The organism is Helicobacter sp. TUL (genome assembly GCF_002287135.1).
Taxonomy (GTDB): Bacteria; Campylobacterota; Campylobacteria; order Campylobacterales; family Helicobacteraceae; genus Helicobacter_F.
On sequence record NZ_NESU01000007.1, the window covers coordinates 39673 to 55081 of the forward strand.

A 15409-nucleotide genomic window follows, 5' to 3' on the forward strand; every position below is an offset into this window, starting at 1 on the left:
AATTGTTATTTGCCCTTGGCTCTTTGGATTTGTTCTATATATTTATAGCTTGGCTTAATGCGCTTTGAATGCGGGAGATTTGCACTAAGTGCTTGGAGAGTGCCTAGAAAATCTGCAAAAAGATAATGCGCACCAGAACCAGGGATTGGATTAATCTCATTGAGATAGACACGATCTTGTATCACAAAAAAATCACAGCGTATCAGTGCGCCCTCAAATGCATCAGTGTAGATTTTTTTGAAATTTTCTTGCAATTCTTGCTCTAGTGTTGGGGATATATCAGCGCGTAGCACTTGTTGTGTGCGCGAAAAATCTAAATATTTGTCCTCAAAATTTAAAAATTGCTTTTTGGAAGGCTCTTCAACGATAGAAAACACCCATTCTTCCCCAATCTTGCACCCTGCGAGATTATATTCTTTGACATTTTCGATAAATGGCTCAACAAGCACACGCGTATCATATTCAAATGCGCTATCAAGTCCATAGCGTAATTCACTTTCTTGTGTGACTACACTCACGCCAATAGAGCTACCAAGTCTTGCGGGTTTGATAATCACAGGATATGGGATTGTGAGTGGCGGTGTGTCTTGCTGTGTGAGTATTTGGGATTCTAGAGTGAGCACACCCCTTTGGGCTGCAAAAAGTTTTGTGAGGGATTTATCAAAACTCAAAACACAAGCTTGCACGCGTGGCGCGATATAAGGGATTACAAAAAATTCACAAATCGCACTTAGTGTGCCATCTTCGCCATCAGCTCCGTGTATGAGGCTATATAAAACTGCAATTTTAAGAATCTTTGGTTTATTAAATAAGCCCTGTGGATAGTAAAAGCCACCATTGCCCAAAAACAGCTCCTTGGCTTTTGTTTTATATAAGCCTTGGGCAAAAAATGAGGATTTCATATATTCGTGTGGAATAAGCCAAAAGCGATGATCGCCATCTAAGAAAATATAGTGTTCTATGTATGTGCCAAGCGTTTTTTTCAGTGCGATTGTGCTAACAATGCTAATCTCATGCTCATAACTTGCTCCACCAAATACTATACTAATACCCATTATATTCCTTTGCTACAATTTGAGGCTGGATTGTAGCTTGAAATAACTAAAAAGATTATTATGTGTGTTTGTTTATGAGGTTTTTGCCAAAAGCTATGCATGGCTTTTCGATATATTTATGTAAGAGATAGGCAAAAGCCACGACAACACAGAGATTGGCTAATAGATACAGGTTTGCCAAAAGAACATTATGAAAGTTGATATAGAGTTGTTCATTTATGCGAATCATCTCCCAATAGCCATATTTGGCAAGGAGACTTATTATTGCTTTGATAATACTAATGATGAAATAATGGGAGATATAAATACTATATGAGAGTGTGCCAAGAAATAGAAATACTCTGGTTTCTAGTATATAGGTAATCCCCCCCCCCCCTTATAGGCTGTATTTTTCCAATATGAGCTTAATCCAAAGATAAGCACTAAGCCACTAAAGATAAACACTGCATATTGTCCCTGACCGGAAGTAATGATATAGACACTTGTAATAATGATAAGAGCTTCCAGGATTGTAAGCAATAAGGGTGATAAGGGTTTTGTTTTGCAGAGGGTAAAAACCCAATACACAAGCGCACCACTACAAAAATATAAAATTCCAGAGACACCCTCGATTCTTACAAATCCTATAAGATGAAAATACGCAAAACTAGCGCCAAGAAGCATGATTGTATAACGCGCAAACTTTGGGATAAACATTAAGATTCCAAAAAATATATAAAGATACCATTCTACGCTTAAGCTCCACGCAGGATTATTAAATGAGAGTGGATATGTCCAAGAGAGCCAAGATTGCAGCAAGAATAGATTAGGTAAAATTTGGTCAAAGCCCCTATCTCCACTGAAAGGAATATTTTTAAAAAATAAACCAAAATGATGATAAAGGACATAATTTAGGCACTCTAAGGCTATAAAACACACAAGCATGAGATAATATAAGGGCAAGATTCTAAAGCCTCGTGCAATCATGAAGTGCTTGAAGCTAAATGTGGCTTTATCATAGACATAAGCTATAACAAAACCACTTAATGCAAAGAAAAATGGCACAAACAGCGAGGAATGGCGAAAAAAATCCCACTCACTCACAGCCGAGCTAATGTATAAATGATGAACTACTACACTAATAGCAGCAACGCCTCTAAAGCTATCTAATGCCCCTAAATGTATGTTTTTTATTCCCATGTATCATCGTTATTAGATTGGAAATACGCGGATACTTGGATCAAGGTTTTCTTGCAATACAGATTCTATAGCAAAGAGTGTCCCTGTCGCACCACTTGCGCAGCCGCTGCATGCTCCAAGATAGCGTATATACACATCAATATGTCCATCACTAGAATCTTTGATATCCAAAATTTCCATATTACCGCCATCCATCATAAGCATTGGACGCACTTGCGCATCGATAAGAGAATCTACCGCTTTAACTTTTTGCACCATTGTCATATCTTTAAACGCTAATTCTCCACTCGCGCTTTTTGCGACATTATCTTTGAGTGCTTCGCGCTCCATTTCTGCACGCACATCAGCAAGAATATCCACAAGGTAATATTCACGCTTTTCGTGCCCACCGGGTTTGACACAACTTTTGCAAAATGCCCCTGCCTTAGTGTAGTTTGTGATTTCTTCTACGGTTTTAAGGTCATTAAGTCTAATAACTTCTTTGATTGTTGAGAGACTTACACGCGCACATTCACATACGATGATCTCATCTTCAAAGTCTTCCTCACTTTTACCTAAATACATTCCTGCTGCTTTTTTGATCACATCATATGCCATAACTGAACAATGCATTTTTTGCCCTGGGACAGCTGGTGTGTCGGGATCATCACGCAATGCGCGCTCCACATCAAGATTAGTAATCTTAACAGCATCTTGCACTTTTTTACCAAGACAAAGTTCTACCATCATATCGCTACTTGCAATAGCCGTGCCACAGCCAAAACTTTTGAATTTTGCGTCAATAATCACATCATTTGAATCTACAAGCCAATACAATCGCACCGCATCACCACAAGATTCTGCGCCATAGTCTGCAACGATAAGTTTTGCACCTCTAGCATCTGCATCTTTTTGTGTCAATACGCCTAAATGTGTAGGGTTATCCATTCTTTCACTAACTTTTTTACTATATGCGTCCCAAAGCGCACCACCGAGTAAGTCATTTTTTGCCATTTTTCTTCCTTAATTGTTATTATGTTAAGAATTTGTTTTGTGTATTCATTTGTAATGATTAGCACAATTTTGGACGGATACTTTCTGCCCAAAAGTGTGCCAAGCAACTTAACTTGACTAAAAATCAAAGAGAATCTAATCTTACTAGATTCTCTTTATGGTATTTATTCATAAGAGCTAGAAATATTGCGCAATCTTTCTACTGCTTTTTTAAACACATCTAGCATATATTCAATCTCTTCTTTGGTATTAAATCTACTAAGCGAGATTCTAATGGCTGTATGGGCTAACTCTTTATCCGCGCCGATAGCTACCATCACAGGATTTGCTTCAAGGTCTTCACTTGCACACGCACTACCTGTAGAGCAAGCAATTCCTGCTTTGTTGAGATCCCATAGCATCGCCTCGCCTTCAATGCCACGCACACTAATAAGTGTCGTATTTGGCACACGATTTTCACGACTGCCTACAACAAACACATCTTTGATTTTAAGAAGCTCATCTTCTAAATAATCGCGCAACGCACGAACTTGCGTATTTTCATACTCTAGATTCTCTACAGCTAGTCGCATAGCTTCTCCCATACCAACGATATAAGGGACATTGAGTGTGCCACTGCGACGCCCACGCATATGCTCTCCACCATGAAATGATGGAGTTAATTCCACGCCCTTTCTGATATAGAGCGCACCTACGCCCTTTGGTCCATGGAATTTGTGTGCGCTAAAACTCAAGAGATCTACATTTGCTTTTTGCACATCTACTGGGATTTTACCGATAGCTTGCACCGCGTCTGTGTGAAATAGCACGCCTTTTTCTTTACATAATGCACCAATTTCTTCTATAGGGAAAATAAGCCCTGTTTCATTATTTGCCCACATAATGCTAACAAGTGCCGTATCTTCACAAATTGCCTCACGCACTTGATCTACAGAGATATTGCCATTACTATTGATTGGTAAGCGAGTAACACGCACACCAAGAGATTCTAAAAAGCTACAGGTTGCGCCCACTGCTGGGTGCTCAACTTCAGTAGTTACTATGTGGTTTTTACTGCCATTATGGATAAGATCAAAATACACACCTTTAAGCGCCCAATTGTTAGATTCTGTCGCGCAAGAAGTAATGATGATATCATCTTCATCATTTGCATTAATGCCCTTATAAAGCTCCTCTATTGCCTTATGAATAGGATGGTGAGTTTGTGTGCCAAACTTATGTAGAGAGTTTGGGTTACCATAGTATTCACAAAAAAATGGGTCCATAAGTTCTTTGACTTTGGGATCTACCATAGTCGTGGCATTATTGTCTAAATATACACCTTTCATCGTTGCTCCTAAGTTATCTGTCGTTAGAAAAATATGTTTAAAGTTTATAGGGGATACTAAAAACGCGTGGATTTTACACAATCTTTATTAATATATAGTTGTCCTTTTTTTTGAATCTAAAAAATGTTTTGGGTATTAAAATTGCTTTATGCAATGCAGCAAGTATGTATTAAAGAGCTATGAGGGAGAGTTAGTAGGAAAATATGGAATGGAAAATGCAGGTTTTTGACATAGACATTAAATTTCACTATGATAATTGCGATATTTGTGTAGGATTTTACCTTTTGTAAGGGGGTTGTGAGAACAATGCGTATCACTTTTGGGACTAAATATAACCAAATGAATTACTATCAAGGCACGATGCAAAGCAAGCTTTCTGACATTAATACAAAAATTGCATCAGGGCTAAAGATTCAGTATGGATATCAAGATAGCTCAGTGTTTAATCAGAATCTAAAGCTTGAATATGAAGAATTAAACCTTGATCAAGGCATAGATAATTCCAATACCGCTTACACACGCACACTTAACACCGATAAGGCTTTGGCAGAGCTTTCTCAAACAGCGGTGCAATTTAATACCAAGCTTATTCAAGCAGCAAATGATATACATTCTCCTATCTCGCGCGAGGCAATTGCACGAGATTTGGAAAAGCTTAAAGAACATATGATTAATATTGCCAACACTTCAATTGGCGGGGAATTTCTCTTTGCTGGAAGTAATGTAAAGATTCGCCCTTTTGAGCCTGATGGCACATATAAAGGAAATAATGAGCGTTTGGAAGCGTTGATAAGCTCACGCAATCTTATGCCATACAATATTACTGGCAATGAGCTTTTTTTTGGTAGGGATTCTGATAATTACAAAATCATCACCACCAACATACGGAAGCTTAACCAAAGCAAGTTAAATCCTGATATTATGGATAGAATCCGCCGTGGTGATATTCCTGAAGAAGTGTATATTAAGGCTACTGATACTCTAAGGGATTTGTTAGGTGATGATGATAGGATCACAAATAATAATGGCAAAGAGTATTTTTATATGCGTGGTGTGCGTCCTGATGGCACAAGTTTTAAGAGTAAATTTTCTTTTGATGTGGGTTTTGGAGATGAAAAAAACGCTACAAAAGTCCAAGATTTATTGGACAAGATAGGCAAGGAGTTTGGTAACACTTCTAAAAATAAGGTTGTGGATGTGAGTTTGAATTATTGGGGGCAAATTGAAATAAAAAATTTAGCACCCGGTAATGCAAATTTGGATTTTCATCTCATATCAAGCGACAAAGATGTAGAGAATCTTGATGAGCTTGCTTCCATAGGTGCGAAAGTTACGAGTTTTCAAAAGAGCCCATTTATAGGTGAATACTCACAACATACCATTATGGCATTGCGGGATAATTATGATTATAGAATTTCTAAAATTCCTTCAACATTTCTTACCAAAGATAATGTTCCTGCCACACTTACAACAAAAGTGCGTGATGTTTTGCCAGAAGGTGTTGATACACTAGTTTTTTCCGGCACACGCCCAAACACCAATGATGGGAAAATAAATCCTGAACCTATAGAGGATCTAAAAATTACCATTGATGATTCTATGCAATTTCGTGATATTATCAAGCAAGTGAGCACACATTTTGGTGGCAAACTCGAGGGAGAGATGATTAATGGTGAATTGGTCTTTAGAGACAATAATGTCAAAAACAAAGACAAAGACACATATGAGCCTCCATTTAATGGTGAGAGTGGGTTTAGCTTTTCGCTTTCTACATATGGTAATGGGGAATTGCGCGATGGGCTTAGGAGCGACTATAAGGCAGAATATGATAGGTTAGCATTTGAAAATCGCGGATCAAAGTTAGTGTCTAATGTGCAGCAGATTCTGAGTGGTGGTATGGGATTTGCCAATGATGATACCAAACTTTCTGAAGTTGCAGGTGGTAGCATCGATGGACAGGTATATAATTTAAGTCTTAGTGATCATAATGGTGTGCCACTTCAAGCACGCATTACGCTTAGCAATAAAGATGGATCGTTTTTGGTTATCCCAGATTCAAAGTCTAATCAAGAGATTCATATTCCGCTTTATAATCCACACGATGAACCCCCTGCTGTGAGTGTTACAAAAGCTGATGATTTGACATATAGACAATTAATGGACGCTATTGGTATTGCACTGAATTATTCTAATCAAGATTCACAAGCATATATCAATACACAGCTAGAAGATGGCACACCAACGCAAGAGGGCAAAAGAGCTTTTGAATCTTTGCTTCAAGCCCAACAAGGCAAAATAGAAGTAACTTTAACGCCACAGGGGCGTATACAGATTTCTGATCAAATGCGATCTATTTCGCGTATGAAATTTATGATTTATAATGATCAAAGCAATGATTTTTCCGAACAGGCATTGCATGATCACACGACTTTTTTGACATTTAACGCTAATAATGCTCTCACGATTGATCAACCAGATCTTAATTTTTTTGATGGGCTTGATGAAATGATTAAGGCTGTGCGTAATGGAATCTATCGACCAGATGCATATGGGGATAATTATGTGCCAGATATGCGCAATATCGGCATACAAAATAGCATTGAGCTTTTTGGGCATTTTAGTAACCACATAGAAAAAATGATTGCTCAAAATGGTGCACATGGAAGGAGTTTTGAAAATGCTTTGCGACGCAATGAAGTACTTAAGGTGCAAATTGCTTCTATCAAAAATGATAATATTGGCACGGATATGGCACAAACTTATAACCACTTTTCGAATCTCACGACAAACTATAATGCGGTTTTGGCTTCAACAAGTCGCATTAATCAAATGTCATTGGTGAATTATCTATGAAAACTATACCTATTATTAGCTATCAGCATATTAGAGACAGAGCAGAATCTCAAAGCGTAAGTGTGGCGGAGTTTGAAAAACAGATTGCATACACAAGAAAGAAAGGTTATGAGTTTTTAAGCCTTGATGAATATGTAACACTCAAATGCAATACAGGGTCTTTAGAATCTAGCAAGAAAAAATATATTCTTGTAATTTTTGAAGGTGGGTGGAGAGATTTTTATACCAATGCTATGCCTGTATTGAGGCAATATAATGCCAAGGCGGCGCTTTTTATTGCCACAGAATGGATTGATGAAGCCTCAAAACAAGCCATAAGTAATCCTAATATACCAAGTAGTGAACTTCCTCATGATGAATCTATGATGGCGCTAAAAGAAAATCCTCGATCAGTGGTATGCACTTGGGAAGAATTGCGACATACACAAGATATTATCAGTTTTGGTTCTATGACGCATACATATCAGCTTTCAAATTATGTCATAAAGCCTTGGCATGAAGACTTACAGCTTTCAAAAGATCTTATTGCGCAACATCTTGGGATACAAACTACCCATTTACTTTGGCCTCGCGGTGAATATGATGCTACACTTTTACGCACTGCCAAAAAAATGGATTTTAAGGCATTTTATCTCAAGCAACATGGGTTAAACTTTCAAGATTCTTGCTTAGATGAGAATATATATTACGCTATGCGTAATAGCTTATCTTACTTGAAAAAATTTCTTTTTATTTGCGCTAATGCTTTGAGATATAAGCTTTTTGGAGTCTTTTTATAAGGTTTTTTTAATTTTTTTAACAAAAAATTATTTTATGTGTTATAATGCTTAGGTTTTTTTAAGAATTTGAATCTTGTAAGAGGGAAAGATTATGCGAATTTTAATTATAGAGGATGATGTATCACTTAGCAAGGAGCTTAGCGATACGCTTGGTGCAGGTGGTTATCAGACAGATATAGCTGAAAATATTAAAGATGGCGAGTATTTTATTAGTATCCGAAATTATGATTTAGTCATAAGCGGATACAATCTCTCTGATGGTGTGGGAGTGGAAATCATTCCTCAAGTGAAAGAAAAATCTCCGCGCACTCCTGTGATTATTATTTCTGACAAAGCGAATGCAGAGCGTGAAATTGAGGCTTTTAAAGATGGCGCTGATGATTTCATTGCAAAGCCGCTTAATATGAAAGTATTGCTTGTCCGCGTGGAAGCTAGACTTAAATTTTGGGGATCTAGCGTGATTGAAATTGAGGACCTTGTGATTAACCCAGATGAGGAAAAAATCACATACAAGGGACAAGAAATCGAAGTGAAGGGCAAGCCTTTTGAGGTTTTGACGCATTTAGCACGACATCGCGATCAGATTGTATCCAAAGAGCAGCTTTTAGATGCGATTTGGGAGGAGCCAGAGCTTGTAACTCCAAATGTTATCGAAGTAGCTATCAATCAGATTCGCCAAAAAATGGACAAGCCTCTTTGCATTAGCACCATTGAAACTGTGCGTCGCAGAGGGTATAGATTCTGTTATCCAAAAGCACCTAGCGAAAGCTAAGGCTGCTTGTTGCTTGCAAAGTGTAGCTTTTTTCTAGTTTTAAATTTTTCTTTAAGTCTAGCTTGTATATAATCCGCTTGCTCTCTTATAGACCTATGCAATAGGCTTCTAAGACAACACTTCAGGGTGGGAACACAGCAGAGTAGCTTAGATTTTTATGTGCCGTAGGTATCTGTAAGGGGGTTCTTCTTAGACTCTTAATTTTCTTAAAGCATTTCCTTAATTGATCTTAGCTATAATGTTTCTTGATGGTGTATCATCATATTTTTAAATAAAGGAATGTTATGACTTTTACTGGTAAAAATGTTCTTGTTACAGGTGGGAGTAGAAGTATAGGTGCTGAAATTTGTAAGGTATTGGCGAGTTATGGCTTAAAAGTGTGGATTAATTATCGTAGTAAGCCAGAAATTGCTGATGCACTTAAGAGCGAAATAGAATCTCAGGGTGGTAAAGCTGCGGTTGTGTGTTTTGATGCTACCGATGAAGAAGGATTCTCAAATGCTATCAAAGCGATTATTGAAAGCGATGGAGAATTAGGCTATCTTGTTAATAATGCAGGGATTACAAATGATAAGCTTGCTATAAGAATGAGCACACAAGATTTTATGAGTGTGATTGATACAAACTTGAAATCGGCATTTATCGGTGCTAGAGAATCGCTTAAGGTTATGAGCAAACAGCGCTTCGGATCGGTGGTAAATATTTCTTCTATCGTGGGTGAAAAGGGTAACGCAGGACAAACAAATTACGCCGCAAGCAAGGGTGGTATGATTGCTATGACAAAAAGCTTTGCCTATGAGGGTGCACCTAGAAATATACGCTTTAATTGCGTAACACCGGGTTTTATTCGCACAGATATGACAGAAGTTCTCAAAGATGAAATTAAAGATATGTATATCAAAAATATCCCTCTAGCGAGGTTTGGAGAGGCAAAGGAAGTTGCGAATGCTGTAGCGTTTCTTTTAAGTGATGAAGCAAGTTATATTACTGGTGAAGTTTTGAAGGTGAATGGCGGGCTTTATATGTAGGTTGGCTACAAAGTTTAAGGTTATTTTTGTTTTTCTTGGTTATAATTCCGACTCGTTTGTAAGTTAATTCTAAATGTAAGGAGATTTTATATGGCACTTTTTGATGATGTAAAGGCAGTAATTGTTGAGCAATTAGGTGTAAATGCTGATGAGGTAAAGGAAAATTCAAACTTTATCGATGATCTTAATGCAGATTCATTAGATGTTGTTGAAATGATTATGGCACTTGAAGAAAAATTTGGTATTGAGATTCCAGATCAAGATGCTGAAGCTATCAAAACCGTAAAAGATGTTGTAGATTATATTGAAAAAGCTAAGCAATAAGTGATGTTAGATTCTCTTTTTGAGAGAATCTAACTTTAAAGTATTTCAATTTTATTACATTATACAAGGAGATTATGTGCGTCGAGTAGTGGTAACAGGTCTTGGCATGATTAATTCACTAGGACTTAATAGGAGCGATTCTTTTAAGGCTATCATTGAGGGAAAAAGTGGGATTAAAAGAATTTCTTGTTTCGATGTGGAAAATTTTCCTGTAAAAATTGCTGGCGAAATTACTGATTTTAGCCCCGATGAAGTCATGGATCCCAAAGAAGTGAAAAAGGCTGATAGATTCATTCAGCTTGCCCTCAAAGCTTCTAAGGAAGCTATGCTGGATTCTGGATTGCTTGAAAGCGATGGAAAAGTTAATCCAAATATTGCTGATGACTTTGGCGTAAGTTCTGCAGCGGGGATTGGTGGACTTGGCAATATTGAAAAAAATTCTATAGTATGCGCCGAAAAGGGACCAAGAAGAATTAGTGCATTCTTTATTCCTTCTGCGCTTGTGAATATGCTTGGAGGCTTCACGTCTATTGAGTTTGGTCTTAAGGGACCAAATATTTCTAGCGTTACAGCTTGTGCGGCAAGCACACACGCTATCATAGAAGCTGCAAAGTCTATTATGATAGGTGAAGTAGATAAAATGCTTGTGATTGGTTCTGAATCTGCGATATGTCCTGTGGGTATCGGTGGTTTTGCGGCAATGAAAGCGCTTTCTGATAGAAATGATGAACCACAAAAGGCTTCAAGACCTTTTGATAAAGATAGAAACGGCTTTGTTATGGGCGAGGGTTCTGGTGCATTGGTGCTTGAGGATTATGAGAGCGCTAAGGCACGCGGAGCTAGAATCTATGCAGAGCTTGTAGGTTTTGGTGAAAGCGGTGATGCTAATCATATAACGACTCCGGCTCCGGGCGGAGAAGGTGCGTTGCGTGCGATGAAAGCTGCACTTAAGATGGCAAATACCAAGATTGATTATGTAAATGCGCATGGCACAAGCACAGCCTATAATGATCTATTTGAAACTATGGCGTTAAAGAGTGCTTTTGGATCAAAAGAAAATGTCCCATTTGTAAGTTCTACAAAAGGTCAGATTGGGCATTGTTTGGGTGCAGCAGGTGCTTTAGAAGCTGTGATTGCTATTATGGCAATGCAAGAAGGTGTGCTTCCACCTACAATCAACCAAGAAACTCCTGATCCAGAGTGCGATCTTGATTATATCCCAAATACCGCAAGACAAGCAAAGATTGATGCTGTGATGAGCAATTCTTTTGGTTTTGGTGGCACCAATGGTGTAGTCATTTTTAAAAGGGTTTAAGGCTTCAAAGATGGCTACTTACCTTGATTTTGAGCAAAAAATCAAAAGTTTACAAGATGATATAGAATCTGCTGATATTCGCGGTGATCATGCTGCAATAGAGATTCTTAAAAAGGCTTTAGACAAAGAGATAGCACAAGTATATGGTAATATGAGTGATTACCAAAAGTTACAACTTGCGCGACACCCAGATCGACCTTATGCGATGGACTATATTGACTTAATTCTTAAAGATAAGTATGAAATTTGTGGCGATCGTCATTTTCATGATGATAAGGCTATAGTGTGCTTTATAGGAAAAATCGGTGTGCAACCTGCTGTCGTGATAGGCGAGGAAAAGGGAAGAGGGACAAAAAATAAACTTATGCGTAATTTCGGTATGCCTCACCCAGAAGGCTATCGTAAGGCATTGCGTGCCGCAAAAATTGCAGAAAAATTTGGCTTGCCTGTGTTAATGCTTGTTGATACATCAGGTGCATATCCCGGTGTGGGTGCAGAGGAACGCGGACAGAGTGAGGCTATCGCAAAAAATCTTCAGGATTTTGCAGCGCTTCAAACACATACTATTTCTGTTGTGATAGGTGAAGGTGGAAGTGGTGGTGCATTGGCTGTTGCGGTAGCTGATAGACTTGCTATGATGCAATATTCTGTATTTAGTGTTATATCACCGGAGGGTTGTGCTGCGATTTTATGGAATGATCCAAGTAAGCTAGAAACCGCGACAAAATCACTAAAAATTACTCCTGATGAACTTAAAAAAATGCAACTTATTGATGATGTGATTATGGAGCCATCAGTGGGCGCACACAGAGACAAGGCAGGAGCAGCAAAAGCCATAGAAGAGTATTTTTTAAAATCCCTCGAAGAACTTGAGCATGATGAAAAATATATGAAAAAGCGTTATGAAAAAATTATGCGTTATGGAGTCTTTGCTAACTAATTACAAGCTTTGTACTATTTCTTGCAAAGATTTTAGACACATAGCTTAACTCTATGTCATAGAATGTAATTATGCTTTGAAACACACGCCACTCTTCAATCCTAAGTTTCATAAATCCTATGTTATTTTATTTACGCAATGCTTTGATATAACAAAAAACTTGTATAATGATATGCTTTAAATATATATAAAGGGTTTGCATGGATAAGATTGTGTATCTTCCTAGAGATTTACAAAAATTGCCTGACACAAAACTTTTTAGCACACCACATGTAGCATTTGCAAAATACACCCAAACACAAAGTGGCATCAAACAACAGGTGTATACCGATATGCATTGTCTTGTAATCGTGTTGTGTGGCGAAAAGATTATGCACACTAAAAGTGGTGATTTTGTGATTAGGGCAAATGAGGGCTTGTTTTTACAAGCAGATAATTATTGTCTAAGCAATATCACAGCACTTGATATAGGGGCAGCAAGTGATACACATCAAGCTAGTAACCTTAGATATGAGGCGCTTTTATTATTTTTTGATAATGTGAGCTTGTTTGAGTTTATAAGCAAGCATAAAGAGCGCTTGCATTTTCATTCTCTAGCGCAAGGATCTGAGGTGTTTCATCTCCGAGATTCTGATATGCTCTCTACAATCACAAAAAGCTTTGAGTTTTATATTCAAGAATTTAGAGAGGAATTATTGCCTTTTGTGTCGCATAAATTTGAAGAATTATTCTTGTATCTAAGCGTGCAATATGCTCGAGTTTTTACAAGCTTTGTGCAGCAGATTATGCAAGGTTTTGCCCTAGATTCACATTTGGCGTTTTTGTATTGTCAAAAAGAGTTTGATAATGTTGCGCAAATGGCAGAATACGCCAAAACCGATCAAGCAACATTTAGTAGAAAATTTAAGCAAGTGTTTGGGCTTTCTCCAAAACATTGGCTTGATGAGAGGCGATTTGAAAAGGCAAAGTTTTTGCTCGAGTATTCTAGTAAGAATATCAATGAAATTTGTATGGAATGCGGTTTCGGATCTTCATCGTGGTTTATAGAAAGATTTAAAAATCGTTATCATTGCACCCCCAAGCATTACCAAAAATCAAAAAACTTGTATTTTGCCTAGAGATCTAGTATGTATGGTAAAAACATGTTAGAATCTCGTATCTTTTTTGGGAGTATGGTATGAAAGCACAAAATAAAGATTGTATCCCAGTGTTAAGTATCGCAGGAAGTGATTGCAGTGGAGGAGCAGGCATACAAGCAGATCTCAAAACCTTTGGTGCACATAATGTATTTGGTATGAGTATCGTGCTAAGTGTGGTAGCAGAAAACACCGTGCGTGTTATTTCTAGTTTTGATGTGCCTACAAAAGTTATCGATGAACAATTTGTGGCGGTTTTTGAGGATATTCCACCCAAAGCCACCAAAATCGGTATACTTGGATCTTGTGAAATTATTGAGTGCGTTGCGCATAATCTTGCGCATTATAAGCCAGAGAATCTTGTCATCGATCCGGTGATGTTTGCAAAAAATGGTTTTGCGCTGATGCCAGAGAATATACGCAATGTGTTTCGAGAGAAGATTCTTAGATTTGCTGATGTGCTTACGCCAAATATTCCAGAGGCGCAGGAATTGTGTGGATTTGAGATTGCAAGTATTGAAGATATGAAACACGCTGCAAAGAGTTTGTGTGATCTTGGAGCAAAGATGGTATTGCTAAAAGGTGGGCATAGGCAAGAGGATTGTAGTGATGTGTTTTTTGATGGAAAGGATTTTTTTGTATTGCCATCTGATCGTATAGAAACCAAAAATACGCACGGCACAGGTTGCACGCTAAGCTCTGCAATCGCAGCTAATCTCGCACTTGGCAAAACGCCACTAGATTCTATCAAAATAGCTAAAGAATATGTATTTAATGCTATTTTGTATGCACTGAATCTAGGAAAGGGCAATGGTCCAACGAATCACTTTTATAATGCTCCTACAATATAGGGATTTAGAGATTAAGAGTGAAATTTGTTTTGATATGCCATGTTGAAATGATGTGGTAGGATTTGCAAACATTGGGTGCTTTTGGTATAATCTAGCTAAAAATATAAGGATACAATACTAATGGATACTCTCTCACCTGAAGCACTTTTTATTCTTGTGAGCTTCTTTTTTACTTTTTTATTTGGTGTCATTGTTTTATTGTATTTATTTGGTCCTGCGCCCAAAAAGGTTGTAACACTTGAGGAGGAAACGACGCCAAAAGCCCAAGATAGACTTAAGGCGATTATGGAGATTGTGGATAATCCCAAAAGTGATACAAAAGCCTTGCAAAAAGCTTCTGATGATTTTTTTACCTATTATGATGAAATGGAGCTTAGTGATTACAAGAAAAAAGCTTTTTTGTTTGCACTTGTAGTGCATAAACATGCAACACACGAGATTATTATTAATGCTGATACACTCTTGCGAAAGCTTAATCCTGACTTGGAATACGAGCTTACAAAGACACTCAATCGTGCCCTTGATGCGCGTTCAATCTAGCGATTATTTCTTAGTTTATTTTCAAAATCTTTTTTAAGCTTTGCCTCTTGTTCTCGTAAATTTTGTTTGGCGCGTTTCCTTTCCTCAAGCCGCTCTTTTTCAAGCATTACTTTGCGCTCCTTGCTTTCGCGTATTTTTTGCATATATTGTTCGCGTCGTTTTGGATCTTGGTATTGTATAGGTTTCATAAACATCATACCAAGCACAACCATAAACAACACAAGCGCCATAGCCGAGTCGTTTCCGCCAAAATGAAACCACAAAGCCCCAACAAGTGCCGAGATAAAGAATTTTAAAAAAAGCTTCACAATTGCTC

General features: G+C 37.8%; 15 protein-coding genes and 1 other RNA gene. 11 read left to right on the top strand and 5 right to left on the bottom strand.

Annotated elements, in window-relative coordinates:
- Positions 1-5: 5 nt before the first annotated feature.
- The 4 genes from B9T66_RS04640 to B9T66_RS04655 all read right to left on the bottom strand — a co-directional run bounded on the left by B9T66_RS04640 (position 6) and on the right by B9T66_RS04655 (position 4555).
- Positions 6-1055: a D-alanine--D-alanine ligase gene (locus tag B9T66_RS04640; protein WP_095627820.1), complete on the bottom strand. Its 1050-nt coding sequence runs from the start codon at positions 1053-1055 to the stop codon at positions 6-8.
- A gap of 348 nt (positions 1056-1403) precedes the next feature.
- Positions 1404-2234 (bottom strand): acyltransferase family protein, encoded by an 831-nt coding sequence (locus tag B9T66_RS04645; RefSeq protein WP_095627821.1) that lies wholly within the window; start codon positions 2232-2234, stop codon positions 1404-1406.
- A gap of 12 nt (positions 2235-2246) precedes the next feature.
- Positions 2247-3227 carry an iron-sulfur cluster assembly scaffold protein gene (locus tag B9T66_RS04650; RefSeq protein ID WP_095627822.1) on the bottom strand — a complete coding sequence of 327 codons (981 nt, stop codon included), beginning with the start codon at positions 3225-3227 and terminating at the stop codon, positions 2247-2249.
- Between the two features lie 164 nt (positions 3228-3391).
- Entirely contained in the window at positions 3392-4555 is a 1164-nt protein-coding gene (locus B9T66_RS04655; protein ID WP_095627823.1) for a NifS family cysteine desulfurase, read from the bottom strand.
- A gap of 306 nt (positions 4556-4861) precedes the next feature.
- Between B9T66_RS04655 and flgL the strand changes: the two genes are divergently transcribed.
- The 11 genes from flgL (at position 4862) to B9T66_RS04710 (ending at position 15093) form a co-directional block, all read left to right on the top strand.
- Positions 4862-7408 carry a flagellar hook-associated protein FlgL gene (gene flgL / locus B9T66_RS04660; RefSeq protein ID WP_095627824.1) on the top strand — a complete coding sequence of 849 codons (2547 nt, stop codon included), beginning with the start codon at positions 4862-4864 and terminating at the stop codon, positions 7406-7408.
- Positions 7405-8187, top strand: a complete 783-nt coding sequence (locus B9T66_RS04665; protein ID WP_095627825.1) for a polysaccharide deacetylase family protein — start codon at positions 7405-7407, stop codon at positions 8185-8187. The genes flgL and B9T66_RS04665 overlap by 4 nt, the downstream gene beginning before the upstream one ends.
- Before the next feature lie 91 nt (positions 8188-8278).
- Positions 8279-8959 carry a homeostatic response regulator transcription factor HsrA gene (gene hsrA / locus B9T66_RS04670; protein ID WP_095627826.1) on the top strand — a complete coding sequence of 227 codons (681 nt, stop codon included), beginning with the start codon at positions 8279-8281 and terminating at the stop codon, positions 8957-8959.
- 84 nt (positions 8960-9043) lie between these two features.
- Positions 9044-9141: signal recognition particle sRNA small type (ffs, locus tag B9T66_RS04675), an RNA gene on the top strand.
- Positions 9142-9243: 102 nt separating this feature from the next.
- Positions 9244-9987: a 3-oxoacyl-ACP reductase FabG gene (fabG, locus tag B9T66_RS04680; protein ID WP_095627827.1), complete on the top strand. Its 744-nt coding sequence runs from the start codon at positions 9244-9246 to the stop codon at positions 9985-9987.
- Between the two features lie 90 nt (positions 9988-10077).
- Entirely contained in the window at positions 10078-10311 is a 234-nt protein-coding gene (acpP, locus tag B9T66_RS04685) for an acyl carrier protein (protein WP_095627828.1), read from the top strand.
- 76 nt (positions 10312-10387) lie between these two features.
- Entirely contained in the window at positions 10388-11626 is a 1239-nt protein-coding gene (locus B9T66_RS04690) for a beta-ketoacyl-ACP synthase II (RefSeq protein WP_095627829.1), read from the top strand.
- Between the two features lie 10 nt (positions 11627-11636).
- Positions 11637-12566, top strand: a complete 930-nt coding sequence (gene accA / locus B9T66_RS04695) for an acetyl-CoA carboxylase carboxyl transferase subunit alpha (protein WP_095627830.1) — start codon at positions 11637-11639, stop codon at positions 12564-12566.
- Positions 12567-12766: 200 nt separating this feature from the next.
- Positions 12767-13684 (top strand): helix-turn-helix transcriptional regulator, encoded by a 918-nt coding sequence (locus B9T66_RS04700; RefSeq protein ID WP_095627831.1) that lies wholly within the window; start codon positions 12767-12769, stop codon positions 13682-13684.
- A 59-nt stretch (positions 13685-13743) separates the two neighbouring features.
- Complete coding sequence (gene thiD, locus B9T66_RS04705) at positions 13744-14553, top strand: bifunctional hydroxymethylpyrimidine kinase/phosphomethylpyrimidine kinase (RefSeq protein ID WP_095627832.1); 810 nt, start codon at positions 13744-13746, stop codon at positions 14551-14553.
- Between the two features lie 120 nt (positions 14554-14673).
- The gene (locus B9T66_RS04710) at positions 14674-15093 is read left to right on the top strand and encodes a hypothetical protein (protein ID WP_095627833.1); all 420 of its coding nucleotides are present in this window, start codon (positions 14674-14676) and stop codon (positions 15091-15093) included.
- Here B9T66_RS04710 and B9T66_RS04715 read toward each other — a convergent pair.
- Positions 15090-15401 carry a hypothetical protein gene (locus B9T66_RS04715; protein ID WP_095627834.1) on the bottom strand — a complete coding sequence of 104 codons (312 nt, stop codon included), beginning with the start codon at positions 15399-15401 and terminating at the stop codon, positions 15090-15092. The two genes, B9T66_RS04710 and B9T66_RS04715, sit on opposite strands and share 4 nt — an antisense overlap.
- Positions 15402-15409 lie beyond the last annotated feature (8 nt).

Excerpts from the sequence above, each read along its gene's own strand:
- B9T66_RS04640 (WP_095627820.1), bottom strand. The coding sequence starts at position 1,055 with ATGGGTATTAGTATAGTATTTGGTGGAGCAAGTTATGAGCATGAGATT.
- B9T66_RS04645 (WP_095627821.1), bottom strand. The coding sequence starts at position 2,234 with ATGGGAATAAAAAACATACATTTAGGGGCATTAGATAGCTTTAGAGGC.
- B9T66_RS04650 (WP_095627822.1), bottom strand. The coding sequence starts at position 3,227 with ATGGCAAAAAATGACTTACTCGGTGGTGCGCTTTGGGACGCATATAGT.
- B9T66_RS04655 (WP_095627823.1), bottom strand. The coding sequence starts at position 4,555 with ATGAAAGGTGTATATTTAGACAATAATGCCACGACTATGGTAGATCCC.
- flgL (WP_095627824.1), top strand. The coding sequence starts at position 4,862 with ATGCGTATCACTTTTGGGACTAAATATAACCAAATGAATTACTATCAA.
- B9T66_RS04665 (WP_095627825.1), top strand. The coding sequence starts at position 7,405 with ATGAAAACTATACCTATTATTAGCTATCAGCATATTAGAGACAGAGCA.
- hsrA (WP_095627826.1), top strand. The coding sequence starts at position 8,279 with ATGCGAATTTTAATTATAGAGGATGATGTATCACTTAGCAAGGAGCTT.
- fabG (WP_095627827.1), top strand. The coding sequence starts at position 9,244 with ATGACTTTTACTGGTAAAAATGTTCTTGTTACAGGTGGGAGTAGAAGT.
- acpP (WP_095627828.1), top strand. The coding sequence starts at position 10,078 with ATGGCACTTTTTGATGATGTAAAGGCAGTAATTGTTGAGCAATTAGGT.
- accA (WP_095627830.1), top strand. The coding sequence starts at position 11,637 with ATGGCTACTTACCTTGATTTTGAGCAAAAAATCAAAAGTTTACAAGAT.
- B9T66_RS04700 (WP_095627831.1), top strand. The coding sequence starts at position 12,767 with ATGGATAAGATTGTGTATCTTCCTAGAGATTTACAAAAATTGCCTGAC.
- thiD (WP_095627832.1), top strand. The coding sequence starts at position 13,744 with ATGAAAGCACAAAATAAAGATTGTATCCCAGTGTTAAGTATCGCAGGA.
- B9T66_RS04710 (WP_095627833.1), top strand. The coding sequence starts at position 14,674 with ATGGATACTCTCTCACCTGAAGCACTTTTTATTCTTGTGAGCTTCTTT.